Source organism: Mesorhizobium sp. 113-3-9, from assembly GCF_016756515.1.
Taxonomy (GTDB): domain Bacteria; phylum Pseudomonadota; class Alphaproteobacteria; order Rhizobiales; family Rhizobiaceae; genus Mesorhizobium.
This window is the reverse complement of record NZ_AP023246.1, coordinates 6,936,051-6,951,837: the sequence shown is the minus strand read 5'-3', so window position 1 is coordinate 6,951,837 and position 15,787 is coordinate 6,936,051. Positions and strand designations below refer to the sequence as shown.

Annotated in this window: 5 protein-coding genes and 1 pseudogene; 2 read left to right on the top strand and 4 right to left on the bottom strand. The window is 60.9% G+C overall.

Annotation, left to right across the window (positions count from 1 at the left end; translation table 11 throughout):
- Nucleotides 1-118: 118 nt before the first annotated feature.
- The 3 genes and pseudogenes from MesoLj_RS36915 to MesoLj_RS36910 all read right to left on the bottom strand — a co-directional run.
- A pseudogene (locus MesoLj_RS36915) lies at nt 119-269 on the bottom strand (IS6 family transposase); the annotation flags it as partial.
- 190 nt (nt 270-459) lie between these two features.
- Nucleotides 460-1,227, bottom strand: coding sequence for an IS701 family transposase (locus tag MesoLj_RS33300; protein ID WP_446720343.1), 768 nt, complete (start codon nt 1,225-1,227; stop codon nt 460-462).
- Nucleotides 1,212-1,430 (bottom strand): transposase, encoded by a 219-nt coding sequence (locus MesoLj_RS36910; RefSeq protein ID WP_446720275.1) that lies wholly within the window; start codon nt 1,428-1,430, stop codon nt 1,212-1,214. The genes MesoLj_RS33300 and MesoLj_RS36910 overlap by 16 nt, the downstream gene beginning before the upstream one ends.
- A gap of 1,348 nt (nt 1,431-2,778) precedes the next feature.
- Here MesoLj_RS36910 and MesoLj_RS33295 point away from each other — a divergent pair.
- Entirely contained in the window at nt 2,779-5,154 is a 2,376-nt protein-coding gene (locus tag MesoLj_RS33295; protein ID WP_446720274.1) for a hypothetical protein, read from the top strand.
- A 351-nt stretch (nt 5,155-5,505) separates the two neighbouring features.
- Here MesoLj_RS33295 and MesoLj_RS33290 read toward each other — a convergent pair whose 3' ends face one another.
- Complete coding sequence (locus MesoLj_RS33290; RefSeq protein ID WP_202323971.1) at nt 5,506-6,216, bottom strand: IS6 family transposase; 711 nt, start codon at nt 6,214-6,216, stop codon at nt 5,506-5,508.
- A gap of 383 nt (nt 6,217-6,599) precedes the next feature.
- On the opposite strand from MesoLj_RS33290, the gene xopAD reads away from it, so the two are divergent.
- Nucleotides 6,600-15,770 carry a XopAD/skwp family type III secretion system effector gene (gene xopAD / locus MesoLj_RS33285; RefSeq protein WP_202323972.1) on the top strand — a complete coding sequence of 3,057 codons (9,171 nt, stop codon included), beginning with the start codon at nt 6,600-6,602 and terminating at the stop codon, nt 15,768-15,770.
- Nucleotides 15,771-15,787 lie beyond the last annotated feature (17 nt).

Sequence of the window (15,787 nt, the reverse complement as noted above, 5' to 3'; positions counted from 1 at the left end):
CGGTTAACTTTACGGTGCCCGGCTACCTCATCAAGATGCCAGACATCGTCTTTCGATGGCGCCTTGCGGCGCAGGCGACGTGCATAATCGGGACTGTGCTTCTTTCCCCAGCGGCGGATGGTCTCGTAGGAGACGACGATCCCCCGCTCCAGCAGCATTTCTTCAACATCGCGCAGGCTCAGCCCGAACCGGTAATAAAGCCAGACGGCATGAGCAACGATTTCGATCGGGAAGCGATGGTTCTTGTAGGTGGCGCATGCTTCGACCATGCCAACCTGACTTATCGTCAAACCGTTAAGCCAAAATCAATGTGACAGCACCCCTGCTTGAGTTCCTGATAGTCCCGCTCGATCCGCCATCGCATCTTGGCCTGATCGACGAGGTCGGCAAGCCTGGTCTTTCCAGGCAAGGTCGAGAGCCAGTACTTAGTTGGCTCGACTTCACCGTCCGGCCATTCGATCAGGAACCATTCCTCAGCGTGGGGGACGGAGCGCCAGTAGTCGCGATGGGCCGGCCGAACCCGCACGGCGGCAAAGCGTGAGGCAAGCGACGCCTTGGAGCCCTCGCGCCAAGTAACCATGTGCCAGGCGTCCTCGGGCAGCGCTTGCGCCAGTTCCTTGGCTGAGACCGGCGCATGTTCAGCCTGCCGCCGAACGCGCGAGGGCGGGGTCCGCGTCCGCTCCACGGCTTCGGCGGCAATGGTTGCGTGCCGGGCGACCACAGGCGGATCGAGGACTGGACCCCGACGACATAGGTCAAGCCCACCTTTGTCAGCCCGGTGCGGAAGGCGGTGTCGTTGCCGTAACCGGCATCGGCCAGCACCACGCCCCGTGAGACGCCGGCCTCCAGCGCCGCCCGAATCTGCGCGAGGGCGATTTCGGGCTTGGTGCGGAAGATGACATCCTCCGGCACACCTGCCTTGGCGCGCCGGTCAGGGTCGTTGGCCCAGCCTTCCGGCAGATAGAGCTGATAGGCGACCGGCAGGCTCGCCTGCTCGGTGGCAACCGACAGAGAGACCGCGACCTGGCAGTTGTCCTGCTTGCCGAGCTGCCCGCAATACTGCCGTGCAACCCCAACCGAATGCTTGCCTTTCTTGGGAAAGCCGGTGTCGTCGACGATCCAAGCACGGATCTGCCCCTGACGCTCAAGCGCTGGCAGCACCTGTTCCCGCACGCGGCTCAGCACGGCATCATCCGACCAATCCGCCTTCGCTACGAAATGATGCAGCGACTGTGCGCCGCCTGGACACGCCCAGGCTCCACCCGTGCCGCCATCGGCTCGACGCTTTTGCGCTCGCGCGGCAAAAGCAGCCCGGTGCAATAGGCCTTCAGCGGCGCCACCCGGTCAGCATGACCCAATACCGAGGCCAGCGTCTCGACATAGGCCGCAAAACGCGATTCACTCGTTTCGATTCCGTCCTGGAGATCCATCGCTCCCTCCATATGAAGCACGAATCGCCATTCTCGCAATCAGTCGTTAACGAAACTTACGACACAGTAAGACTAGGGGCCAGTTTGTAGAGTGCCGGATCGGCGTCTCTTAAAGAGAACACGGTTGTGCCCCTGACCGCAGGCTCTTGCGTGATTAGGGGAATCACATCGTCGACCGCCTCTGGAAACGCGTCTCCCGTGGCCCGTAGCATCTGAACCAACTTGAAGTTGGCCCTCGGCGTTTGGAGTTCGGCGTCAAGTGGCCAGGTGCCGCGAAACACCGGCCCAACAACTTCGCGCCAGGTCTTGAGCTTCTCTGCGGGCGCCTCCGACTTCCATCTCAATGGCGAAGCGGTGCCCGACCTGCCAGAGGGCATTGGACCCTATGCGGCGCAGTGCTGCTCTGGCCTCTACAGGTGCCCCTTCCGCGTGGGGCCGACCAGGCATGGATCAGCGCCGGGGCCTCGCCGGCCTTCACCGTCCGAGACTACAAGGAGCGATCAGCGTTCGGCCGGGCGGAGTTGGTCAGGTTACGCAGCCCGGGCGAGCGCGGATCGCGCTTGGCCGCTGATCGGTGATGACGCGCGGTTCTTGTCTCGATTTGGAAACCCGCCACGAGAAACGCTTGGCCGGCCAGTAGGTCGATGGTTGCGCCCGCCATCATCATCGTGCGCAACAGTCGACAGGGCGGCATTCCCGACAGCACGCCCGCATCATCCGAAAGTTAATTCCGATCCGTGATGCGCTGCGCGAGTGCCGAAGGCGAGGGAATTCGACGGCCCCCGAGAGAAAAAGCGAACGCAGTATGTGCATCGCCCCGCCGGAACTAGCTTACAGCGCGTCAGCTCACCGTCAGCTCGTTCGAGTAGCTCTCTTCGAGAGAGACCTAACAACTCAAAATCATATTAAAGACTTCCGCCAAAAAGGGAACGAATGCCATGTACGGTCGGAAAAGTGGCTCATCCGAAAGCTCCAACCAAGCTAACGACCCGGTACGGTCAAAGGGCAGCGACGGCTTTGGCAAGCACTTGCGCACATGGCGCCGCCTGGTCTCAATGCGAGTTCGTCTCCAGCGCCGGCACGCCCGTACTCGCTAGTTTCGCGGCCTCCTATCGTGGAGATCGACAGGTCTTCGTGTGTTTTGCATTGGGTTCAGGCTGGACCGGCGCGGCAGGGTCGATCCGGGCTGGCCATGACGACTGACGAAAACATGCCGCTGGTTCTCAGACGTCATGCCACCTGTCATCTGGGCGATTGCACTTACCCGCCAGAGCCCTGATGCACTACGGCTGACACATCAGCCCCAATCCACAGACAGCGCGTTCTCGTCTATATCGGAGATGAAAAAATGACGGGCATTGGCCGATCTGGAAAATCGCGCATTGGAGATGCTGGAGCCGGATCGAGCAGTTCGCGCTCGCAATCAGGTCTTGCCTCCGGGGAAGGCAGCCAAGGGTTCGGTTCCGTCCTGGAGCGGATGCGCTCTGAGGGAGGTAAAGGTTCACCCTCGGCTGGCGCTGCGCGAGGTGCCCATGATGACCTTGGCGGCAAATCTTCAGGCCCTTCCGTTCCCCCACATCGAATCCCGGCGGCTGCGCCACGTGCAGCCGCCGGGCCACGTGCGGCCGGTTCGCGGAGGCGCAGTGTTTCCTCAACGTCGGATGGTGAAGCCCTGGCGCCGGTCGCCAGCCAGCCGTCAACTTCGGGTGTGACAGTCCCCAGTTCCTCGTCAGGCGAAGTCATCAACGAGACAAAGCGACGAATGTGCTCGCTGATTGACGAAATCCAAGTTCTCGAAGAGAAGAGCCTGCATAGCGGAAAACCGATGGAGGGCTTCCGAGACGAGCTTGATCAGCTCGCTAATGCGGGCGCAGAACTTCTGGAATGCTACGCGAGCCTGCCCAAGGATGAGGCGCGCAGCACTCTGTCCGACGATGATGTGCGTCACTACCGCGCCGACGTGATTCATCGGGCGGACAGTGCCAACGAGCTGGCCCATACGATCTTCAAGAAGGAGGAACAGAACCGGAAGCGGATGGAGGACATTCTCCACAACTTGGTCAAATCCAATGCCACCCTCGACCAGCTGAGCCGATCGGCTCCCAGTATGGCGAAGTATCCCGTGGCCTGCGTGGAGCGTTGGGACAAGAAAGTACAGCGCCACGAATTGATGCGGGCCGTCTGCGTCGCGACAGCCGACTTACCAAGCTCAACAGCCGAGATGCGGCGGGAAGAAGAGGCCGCGCTGCGGCTGCACTCGGGCTGGGTTGTCAATTCAAAGATAATGCAGCTGCAATCGCGGATCAATCTCGCGCAGGTCAACATGGCCCCGCAGGCGATCATGCTCGAAGCACCCATCAGGGAACTCCTCATCGGTGACAACGGGCAAACGCGTCTGCTGGGTAACTTCATCGGCGAGGTTTTTCCGGCATTCGTCTCGACGGCCGAAGCTGTACTGAGGAAGGAAGGGCGCCCGCTCGACGCGGAACACTGCGCCGTTCTGGAAGGAGTTGTGGAGCGGCTTGCGGATTTTGCGTCGGCCTCGCACTCCGTGGTTGACAGGCTAAGGGATCACCAAGCAGGTGCTGGCCTCCCATTGGAACTGTTGACCCGGATCGTGGACGACGCCTGGATCGCTTCGGACGAGGTTACGGACCTCCTCGCACTGCAGCCGAAGCCGCCAGCCCCTGACCTGACGGCCGACGCTGCCGCTGCGATGCCGACTGGAACTGCCGGCAAGACTATGGTGGCCGAAAGCACTACAGCGCCCAGAAAAAAAGGAAAAGACAAGAGCAAGCAGGCCGCTGGCGCCGGGAGTTCGGCGGCCGGGCGGCCGGAGCCGCAAGTCGCTGCGGCCGTCAGCGACCCTGCGCCAGCAGCCAAGGTGCTCGTACGCACGGATTTAGGTACGAAGAAGCTCGTGAGTGCAGAGGAGGCGCAGAACAGTGCGTCGTCCGCGGCAGCACGCTTGGCGATCTTGCAAAATCCAACGACGGGGGAAAACACGAAGTCACTAGTCGCACGGTCGACCGAACTTTTGAAGTTCGATTTGCCTGCTCAGCAAAGTTTGATCTCCCGAGCGCGCTCCGGGAAGCCCGAGGACGTCGAACACGCCGTCGGCCTCGTGGTCCAGCGCCTGCAAACGCAGGCTGTCGAGATGGAGCCCTGCCTCCCAGCGTTGGAGGCGTCTCGTCTCTCCAAGGAGGGAAAGATGGACGACGTGCACCGACTAACGGTTCAGTTCAGGGACATGTTGGCCAATGTGCGGGGATTGGCTAAAGCTTGGGACGAACAAAAGCCTGATATGATCATGGATTGCATGAAGAGGTACCCATTTCCCTCGCAAAACCACCTTGAGCAGTTGCGGTCGGCCCGGGAGTTGACGCCTGCAGATCCCCCGTGCGCGTTGAACCCAGAGCCGAGCAATCTGTTCGAGATTAGGCTGCAGCCCAAGGCGCTGAGCAACCGTACACTACCGAGTCCAATGTGGGTGCACATCCACACGACACGAAAGATATATGCGCAGCAGTTGGCAACGCTGGACAGCGCCGAGTTCGCCGCTTGCCACGTCAAGTCCAATGAACAGCGCGGCCATAATCGGCAGTGGCAGACCTCCCGGGCTAAGAAGGGTTACGACAACGCAATCCACCGCGGCAAGCTCACCCCGGCGTTCTGTAAGTCCTTGTTGAGCGACCGGGCCGATATGCGAAATGGGCCGGCGTAACATCGGCATTTTGTGGATTCCAACCAGCTTAGTAGACAGAGGCGCAATCTGGGAAACCCCTGGCAGAGCGGCAGTGGCCTGGATCGCAGGTGTGGCTGATTTCTCGCGATGGCCGGCATCGAGCATGCTGCTCTAGGGTTTTGGGTACTGCCCGACAACCTGACGACCCGACAGCACGCCTGCATCACCCGAAAGTTTTTCCAAATCCGCGATGTGGTGCACTAGACGTTATGACCGTGGTCTGAGGAGCGGCCCGCCCTTAGACTTTGCAGCTGTTAAGCAAACGGGGGTTGCTTCGGCACTGTAAAGTTATCAGCGGATTGATGCAGCGATAGCTGGCCGGGACGGCTGTCACGCTGCGGCGAGACACGCGATTTTGTTCCAGATTTGCATGGCGGCGTTACGCAGGTCTCGATGTTGAGCCGATGACAGCGTATTGCGGGGAAAGTGGAACAGGTTGGCAATCGGATCATGGATGGAAACGAACCGCTGAAGCTGGCGTGCCGACTTGAAGCGTTTCATGGTCCTTTCGCGTCGTCGGGTCGGCTGGTGCGAATTTTCCGCTCGATTATTGAGGCCTTTGTGCGACCGGTGTTCGACACCGGGCATGAGGTCGCGCCTGGCGGCATCATAGGACCGGAGCTTGTCGGTGATCATGACTCGTGGTGTCCGCCCTTGAGCCTTCAGCAACTTGCGCATCAGACGCTTTGCCGCCTTGGCATTTCGGCGGCTTTGCACCAGCACTTCGAGGACCAAGCCGTCCTGATCGACGGCACGCCAGAGCCACTGCTTCTTGCCATTGATGGCCACCACACATTCGTCGAGATGCCATTTGTCGCCCAGGCAGCCGGCTGACCGTCGCTTGATCTCCCGGGCGAAATGCCGCCCGAATTTCTCCGCCCAGCTTCGAATGGTCTGATGCGTGACGATGATGCCGCGGGCCGCCAACATGTCCATGCGCAGGCTGAGCGGAAAGCGAAAGTAGAGCCATACCGCGTGCGCAATGATCTCGGCGGGAAAGCGGTGGCGACGATAAAGCGGATCACGAGCAACTTCTGACATGGCCCATGTTCGCACATCTTCATCAGCCGTGGTTAACTTTACGGTGCCATACTACGCCATGCTGCAAGAGCCAGCCATAGCCGCGTGACTCAAACCAAATGGCCTTCGCCAAACCCGGGACGGTTCTGAAACTCTCCGTCAGCTAATCGTCAGCCAAGCGATCTATCTAGACCTGCCGTGCCTAACCGGCCCGACGCTAACGGAAAGATAGTAGTGCAAATCCTAGTATAGCGAATTGGTGGCCCGTCCGATGCACACTACACGCGCATTGGCGAAGCTGACGAGGCGTGATTTCACTCATCAAAGCCTTCATACGCTAGGGCTCAGCGACATCAGCCCCAACAGCATAGGCAACACATCCTCGCCTATATCGGAGACGGAATATGACGGGCGTGAACCGATCTGGGAGATCGCGGACTGAAAAGAGAGTCGGCAGGACGGGGGAGGCGAGCAGTTCGCGCTCGCAATCAAGTCTTGCGCCTGGGGCAGGCAGCCAGTCGTTCGATACCGTCGTGGAGCAGATGCGCTCTGTGGAGATAAATAGAAGGACGCCCGCCGTGCCAATGGAGCGCGGTGCCGATGACGCCCTGCACGACAGGCCGTCCGGCCCCTCCGTTGGTATACACGGAACCCTGGACGCTGCGCGGCATGCCGCCGCCGCGCCACGTGCAGCCGGTCCGCGGCGGCGCAGTGTTCCGTCAATGTTGGAGGGTGAAACCCTGGCCCCGGTCGCCAGCCAGCCGCCAACTTCGGGTGTGGCAGCGCCCATTTGCTTGTCAGGCGACGAAATCAAGGAAAAGCGACGAATGGACAGTCTGCTTACGCTAGTGGGCATGCGCTTTAACGCGGCCAGGCAAGACCCGGGCGATGAAAAGCTGCTCGATCAGGTCATCAATGCAGGCTCAGCAGCTCTGCACCACTACAAGAGCCTATCCCTGGCTTTGGCGCGGACCATTGTGGACGACAACCAGTTGATTACCTGCCGCTACCTCGTGTGGGATGCGGTGCAAGAATATAGCCGCCTTGCCGAACCGACTATCCACAAATTGCAAAAAAAAAAAGCTGAGGAAGAAGCGATCGGGCTGACTCAATCCACGGCTACCCCGGAGAGTGTGGTGGAGGCGCATGCGGCCTGCGTGAAATGGTGGGAAAAGAAGGTAGGGCACTGCGAACGGGGGCGAGCCGCCTGGCGCGCCACTGCCAGCTTGCCAAGTGCAACAGCCAAGATGCGGCAGGAAGAAGAGGCCACGCTGCGGCTGGCAACCGGCTCGGTAATGCATAGCAAGCTCGTGTATCTGCAATCTCGGATCGATCTCGCGCGGGCGAAGATTGAGCCGCAGGCGAGCACGTTCGACGCACCCGTCAGGGAAATCCTCATGGTTGAGAATGGGCGAGTGCGTCTGCTGGAAGCCTTCAGCGGGGACGTTTTACCGGCATTCCTTTCGACACAGAACGCTGTTCTGAGCAGCGGTGGGCACCCACTCGACGCAGATCACTGCGCCGTTTTGGAAGGAGTCATCGAGCGGCTTTCGGAGTTTGCGTCCGAGTTGCAAGTCATCCGGACCAACCTAAACGATCACCAAACAAGTGCCGACCTCCCATTGGAACTGTTGAGCCAGATCGTGGAAGGCGCGTGGATCGTCGGGCACGAGGTCATGCACTTGCTGGAACTGCAGCCGAAGCCGCCAGCCGTTGCACTGCCGCCCGACGCTGGCGCTGCGATACCAGCCGAAACTGCCGGCAAGTCTCGAGTGGCCAAAGGCACTCTGGCACTGCAGCCGAAGGCGCCAGCGCTCATTGCCTCGCCGGCCGACGCTGGCGCTACGATACAGATCGACACTGTCGGCAAGTCTCCAGTGGCCAAAGGCACTCTGGCACTGCAGCCGAACTGGCCAGCGAACATAGCACCACCAGCCGATATGGGCGCTGGAATACCGGCCGACACTGCCGGCAAGGCTGCGGTGGCAGGCGCCGCAGCGCGTAGGAAGCGGAAAGGCAAGGGCAAGCCGGCCGTTGGCGCCGGGAGTTCAGCCCCCGGGCGGGCGTCGCAAGTCGCTGCCGTCGACAGCGACACGGCGCCAGCAGACAAGGTTCTAGTGCTCTCGGATATGGGTACGAAGCTTGTGAGCGCGGAGGAGGCGCGTGCGAGTGCGTCGGCGGGCGCACAGTCGGCAAAGCAGGCGCCGCCGTCCATGGAAGCACTGACGCAAGAGCGCCAGGTGAAACCCGAGGACGCCCGCTACGTCGCGGAAACCGTGGTCGAGCGCCTGCAGACGCAGCCCGCCGAGATGCGGGCCTGTCCGGCCGCGTTGGATGAGCCTCGTCGACCAGGCCTGCTTGCGCCTGCACAGGTGCCCGAAGTGCAAGACAAAACAGTCCGGCTCAAAGGAATGTTGAACCAGGCGCAGGAACTGGCCAAAGCTCTGAACTCGCAATCAAGTCATGCCCCTGGGCAATCCAGCCAATCGTCCGATGCCGGCGTGGAGCGGACGCACTCTGGGCCCCAAGATAGAATGTCCTATGCTCGCGTCGTGCGAGGGGCCGACGAAGCCCTTGGCGACAAATCTGCCGATTACTCCATAGCTCCCCGCGGAGCCCTTGCAGGTTCGCGAGGCGCAACCAGTGGGCCGCGGCATGGTTCTCCCCAAGGTCGGCACGGCGAAGCGATGGGTAGGCAAGAAAGCTCTTTGCGTTTAGAGAGGTCCTGGCTCGGCGATCAAGAACCGAGTAGGTCGCAACCGGACACGCTCGCACGCCATGACCAAAGCCAGTCCAGGCCGGTTGCAGGACCGGAACGGCGGCGTTTCGACCATGTAGCTGCACAGAGCTTCGACGATGCACTACTTAATGACGCTTTGCACAAAATTTTCTTCGCACACGACATCAATGAATTCTCATACGCTGTGGTGGAGAACGACAAGAGGCTGCAGAGTCAGGCGCATCGGGCAACATTCCTACGAAAGGCCGCTTCCGAGTTCACCCGTCACTTTGTTCCAAGATGGGAGGACGATGTCCGCGCCGGCAATACCTGGGGGTTCGCCACCTCATGCAACGCGACGAGCCGGGAGCCTGGAGGTCAGGCAGGCATGGAAGCTTGCAGGGCCATGGCAGCTCAGGTGTCGAGGCTCGGCAGGGCGCTGAACGATGTCGAAAGCAAAACGCTTTCGCTGTTCGTATTGTCGTTCAGTCGACATCCCCGATTGGCGGAATGTCGCAATGGAATGATCACAATCGCCAAGCTGTTTCATGAGCAACCCGGAGCGCTGTCGGAGCTCAACGGTCAAAGTCTCGCTCTGCTGGTCAACGGATTCAGCAAGTGGCCGGAACAGGAGAACGCTCGTAAGGCCACGGTAGCAGTTGCCGCCGAGATTCGCCGCCGCCCTGCCGGGCTCTCTGATTTTGATCCGCAGAACCTGGGTAACGTTGTGAACGGGTTGAGCAAGTGGCCGCTAGAGGAGGAGTGTTGCGGCGTTATCGATGCAATCGCCGGGAAGGTCTGTGGCCGCGCCGGTGAAAAAGCCGGCCTGTCTGGGTTTAATTCGCAGGCATTCGCAAACCTGGTGAACGGGTTCAGCAAGGCGCGGGAACCGGGGAACTCACATCAGGCGACCATTGTCATAGCCGATGCGGTCTGTCGCCTCGCCGATGAAATTGTCATAGCCGATTCGATCGGTCGCCTCGCCGATGAAAAAGCCGGCCGGACTGGGTGGTATCCGCAGGCGTTGGCGAATTTGGTGAACGGCTTCAGCAAGTGGCCTTTGGACTGCCGCGGCGCTATAGTTGCGATCGCGCGTCAGGTCGCTGGCGGGGCCGGCAAGCTGCCTGTGTTTGATGCGCAGGCATTGGCGAACCTGGTGAACGGGTTCAGCAAGTGGCCAGAGGACTGCCGCGGCGCTACAATTGCAATCGCCGCTGAAGTCTGTCGCCTCGCGGACCTCCCAAAGGCCGGGCTTTCTGGTTTCGATCCGCAGCACCTGGCGAACCTGGTGAACGGCTTCAGCAAATTGCAAGCGGCGGAGTGCTCACGCGCCACCGTTGCAATCGCCGGTGAAGTCTGTCACCGCGCCGGCCGCCGCAAGGGGCTTTCTGATTTTGATGTGCAGCACCTGGCGAACCTGGTGAAGGGCTTCAGCAAGTGGCCGCAAGAGGTGAATTTGGGTTACGCCACCAATGTGGTCGCCGGCGAGGTGCTTCGCTGCGCCGAGCCACTCTCTGAATTTCTTCCGCTGCACCTGGCGAGCCTAGTGAACGGCTTCAGCAAGTGGCCGCGATGGGAAAACTCACATCAAGCCACAGTTGCGATCGCCGGTGAGGTCCGTCACCGCGCCGACCAGCTGTCTGGGTTCGAACCGCAGGAGCTGGCAAACCTGGTGAACGGTTTCAGCAAATGGCCCGAGGACTGCCGTGGCGCCATCGTTGCGATCGCCCGGGCGGTGCCTCGCCGCGCCGGCCGGCTGTCGGGATTTAATGGGCAGGATCTGGCGAACCTGGTGAACGGTTTCAGCAAGTGGCCTTTGGACTGCCGCGAGGCCATGGTTGCGATCGCCCGGGCGGTGCCTCGCCGCGCCGGCCGGCTGTCGGGATTCAATGGGCAGGATCTGGCGAACCTGGTAAACGGCTTCAGTAAATGGCCGCAAGAGGAGAACTCACGTCAGGCCACCGTTGCGATCGCTGGTGAGGTGCTTCGCAGCACAAACCCGCCCCCTGACTTTAGCTCGCAGTACCTCGCGAACCTGGTGAACGGCTTCAGCAAATGGCCGGAAGAGGAGGCCTTACGTCAAGCCGCCGCGGCGATTGCTGGTGAGGTGATTCGCAGCGCTAACCGGCTCCCTGATTTTACCTCGCAGCACCTGGCGAACCTGGTGAACGGCTTTAGCAAGTGGCCGCAGGAGGAGAAATCACGTCAGGCCACCGCGGCGATCGCCGGTGAGGTGCTTCGCGGTGCCGAGCGACTCTCCGGGGTTAATCCGCAGCAACTGGCAAATCTGCTCAACGGCTTCGACAGGTTTGCGGAAGAAGAGGCGTGCAGCCAGGCGATTTTGGAGATCGCGCGCAGACTCGGCCAGGCGGGTCAACCATTCCGTCATTTTGCCGCGCCCGGGCTCTCCAGTATCGCCAACAGTTTGGCGCGGGGGATCCTCAGGAGCGAGGACGCCGGAGAGATTGCAGAGGCCGCTCTGCTGAAAGATCGGCTGCACAAACTGGCTCATTATCTTCATTATGCCAGTGATCGTCTGGAGGAGGCCGACGCGGTGGGCGTCACGAGCATCTTGAAGGCGTTGGCCAAGGCTCAATTGTATGATGATCTCGGTTCGCTCGCAGGAGCAGGTTTAAATCGGCTCGCGGAATTGCATCGTGCCCCTGGCTTTGCCCATGAGAATAACCTCGAAACCATGGGCAATCTGTGCGCCGCTCTGCTGCCGCTGGCTCGCAGTCCGCGCAAGCAGCTGCTTTGGCACCGGCGGCCGGCTCTGAACTTGCTGAACGATATTCAACCGATCGTGGAGCACAAGATCGAAGCCCATCTCAGGGCAAGCGATGCCGAGCGGGCCCGCGGGCCGTACTCGACCCGTTGTCTGGCCCTGTCGATTTATCAAGTGCTCAAGGCCCGTGCGAGCCTGGCAGGGTTGCTGCGGCGGCCCTATGTCGAGGGCAACAAGCCCGATTTGCGTGCGAGGCGCGACGAGCTGCAGTCCAAGACCAAGGAAATCCTGGACAGCACGCGCGAGCTCGTCGAACGCGACCTTTCCAACATGAGCTGGAACCTGATCGCGCAGATCGAAGCGGAGGGTCCGACCGATGCGCTGGACACGTTCATGGCGCAGAACGCCGCGACGGTGCAGGCCCAAAATCGAGCGTCCGTCTTCGACGTCCATCAGACTTTGCGAGCCATGGACCACGAGCCCAGACCGCCCCAGGGCGAGGCGGGGCTGATGCGATTGCCGGTGGTCGACATGCAGGGCCGGCAACTGGCCACGGAGGCCGAGACACGCTATTCGATCTTTCATCGCCTGACCTCGGGGGCGGTGAAGATGGTCGCGGTGCAACTGCCCGGAAAGCCGAGCCCGTTCATGCTGGCGCGCACGTTGACCGTCGAGGGCGTGCCATACCGCATGGACCTGTTCGGCGGCAGCAAGTTAAAGCCGCCGCCGAAGACGCTTTCGCAGGTCGCCGCCCGCATTCCAGGTCGGGTGGAGGCAGCATCTTCCGGCGGAAAGCTGCTGGCCATTCCCTATGCCGAAACCGCACCGGGCACTGCGTTCGAGCAGCTATCGCGCTCTTGGGCGCCTTTCAAAGAGGCATATTACTACACTCAGCGCAGGGGGTTTGCAGCGCCACCGAATTTACAAGGTCTGGGGCCTCGCGACTACGCGTTGGAAGGCGCCTTCAAATTGTCGCTGCTGCCGGACCGCCCTGCCAACCAGGAACGTCCCTTCAAGCTGATTGGGCCGGAAGGCCCGATCGCCTTGCGACCGTATGACGGCTGCGGTTTCATCAAGGCCTCGCTGGCCACGCGTATGCCAGCTGTTCGCCGGACCGGTCGGCAGGAAGGACCTGATCGGGTTCCTGCTTTTGGTGAGGGAAGGAGATCGTCCTTGCCTGCCTCGGCGCTGCAACATTATCCGCGCAGCGAGCAAGTGGCCGATGAGGCGCACGAGAAGGCCAAGACCTGGCTCGAGAGCAGAGAGGGGAAAGAGCTGACGGCCGAGGAGCTGTTTCGAACGGTGACTGTCGGACATATCGACGGTCCTGGCGCAGTCGCGGTACCGTCCGCTGATAAGTGTCTCCATGTGCCGACGCTCAAGAGCGAGACGTTGACGGGCAAAAGCGGTGTGCTGATCGGGCGGTCGCCTTACGACAAGCCCAACCTGCGCCCATTTTCCGCCGACCTGGTCAAGTCAGCAGTTGATGGGGACCCGACGGCAGCGTTCCTCGACACCTGCGTTGCTATCCAATACAGCTTTAATGTCGCCCAGAAGTCGGGGGAGGAACTCGCGGCCGACGATCCGACTTTCTTTGCCAAAGGCATCCTGATCGTCGTGCCGGACGAGATGTGGCCGGCCGCCCACGCCGACCGAGGGCTGGTTTTGTCTGCCGAGGACGTCAAGTCCCATTCGCACTGGACGACAGGCAAGGACCGCGTCAAGGAGGACACGCCGCTCGACTGCCTCGGCATCCTGCAGGCCACCGAGGTGTTCGCTCCGGGCTCCTTGGTTGCCGTCCCGACCGGTGAACAGAAAAAGCTTGACGGCGACTTCGATGGCGACACCGTCATCATCATCGGCGACCGGCCGCAGCTTTATGAGCATGTGCGCGAGTTCGATGAAAAGGAGCAAGCTCTCGGACTTCCATCGCTGAAGCCGCCAAAGTCGCATACTCCGGCGCTTGACGGCGACAAGTACCAGTTTGGTCGCGCCAGCCAGATTCTCGCCGCCACCCAGGATGTCCTGGAAACCTATAGCGGTCTGCAGCGAAACTTCCTGGCTCAATCCCATGAAGCGCGAGGCTGGTTTGCCGAGCGTGCCATCTTTGGCACCTACGAAGGCGTTCACCACGAGCTTCGGCGAGACATCGGTCAGTTGTTGGGCCGCGAAGAGGAGGTGAGTGGCCAGGATATCGAGACCGTGTTTGCGAGAGCGCGGCGCGAGATCGAGGTCGCCCGGCATCCGGTTGCTCGCGAAATGGCCGCGCTGCTGGTCGCCGACCTTGAGGCGTGGGCACAGAAGCCGGAACGCCTGCCCGAAACAGTCGGGCCCGTGAACGATGCAAAAAGCACGACGCTGAGCGCAGCAGTCTCAGAGTTGTTGCCGGATCTGGCGGATGCCTATCCGGTAACAAATCAGCCACGAGACCGCATCCGGGCTTTGATCGACAACTATCCTGCGCGGATCGATCCTCGCCCGGACGGTTACAACCCGGATGACCTCGTGCAAAGCGCAAACAATCTCCTGAGCCTCGGCATCAAGGTCGGCACCGATGCCTACAAATCCAACACTGGCGCTCGGCTTTTTTCCAGGAAAAGCCAAGATCTTCAGCGGCTGCTGCATACGACGCCTGGCTTGAGGTCCGTGCCCTACGTCAAGGGCCTGGCAGCGTCTCTCAACCATGGAAGGTTTGATGTCGATGCAGCCTTGAAGGACCTGGAGGACAACCCCACGCTGACGGCTTCAGTCATGGAAACATCGATCAATCTCGCTGCGGAGCACGGCATTTTGCGCAGACCCTCCGGCCTTCGGCCCACCGCCGAAGCTGCCGAGATGATCCCGCTGACCCCCGAGGAGGCCTCAGAGCGCGCCCGAATTGAGGTTGCGCGCGCTACAAAAGAGGAGGGGAAAATCACCGCAGCGGCACTCAGCGTCGCCGCAAGCCTCAGGAAAATGGAGATCCAGGTGAAAATGCCTCATCTGGAGCGCCGGTTGAGATCGGAACGCTCCATAAGAGAGCAGCTCACCGGCACGAGCATCTCGTCCGGCAGCACTCCACAGCTGATCAGCAGCGCCGTACGCCACGTCTTCGAAATTCCTGACAACGATTTTACACGTGCCTTCAAGGCAGCCATTCTGGCCTTCGAGGAGCAGCACTACACCGAAATCGAGGTGACCAACTGGTTCAAATTCGAGCGTCCGAGTTATCTCGGCATACACACTGTGCTCGCCACCACAGAAGGCTACCGTTTCCAGGTGGAATTCCATACGCCAGCCAGCTACAGCGCCAAAGTTGACAATCACGACGCCTATAAAGAGATGCAGGAGCTGAAGCGCCGTGATGCTTTGCAGAAGGCAGAGAAACTCGAGCAGAAGGTAAGAGAAGGCAATAAGGCAGTTGACAGACCCGATAACGTGCTCAGCATAGCACACTGGAGGGATGGTAAGGATAGTGCTGCTGCAGCACCTGGATTGCGAGCTGTCGGACGATCAACAGAGTCGGAGATCGCCAAGTCACCGGAGGCAAAGGAGACTGTCGCTGCCCTCGGCCATCGGCCGGTCGTGCTTGTCGGTATGCCGAGCGCCGGGAAAACCACGATTGGCGCGCCACTCGCCAAGCGACTGGGGCTGCGCTTCATCGATACCGACCAAGAAATTCAGAAGCAGACCGGGAAATCGATAACGCAGATATCCAATACAAATGGCGAGGGCTATTTTAGGAAGCTTGAGGCGGAGGCAATCGCGCGTGTGCTCGAGCAAGGGCCCGCGGTCATCGCGACCGGTGGCGGCTCGTTGAACGATGAGCAGACCCGGCGACTCATCGCCGACAAAGCGGTCTCGATCTGGATAAATACCGACCCGCGGGTGCTACGACGCCGCCTCAGGAACGATACCACCCGCCCGCTGCTGCGGGGCTCCGACCGGGATCAGACGGTTCCCCAACTCATGGACGAGCGCAAGCCGTTCTATGAACAAGCTAACGTCAGGTTTGTCCCACCCCGCAAAAACGATAAACAGAACGCGGGCCCATGTCTGAAGGCCCTGCACGCATACCTGTGCCCCACGGGGGCCGACGCTCAGTCGCTTTCTAATATATCCCACGGCACTGTAAAGTTATCAGCGGATTGATGCAGCGATAGCTGGCC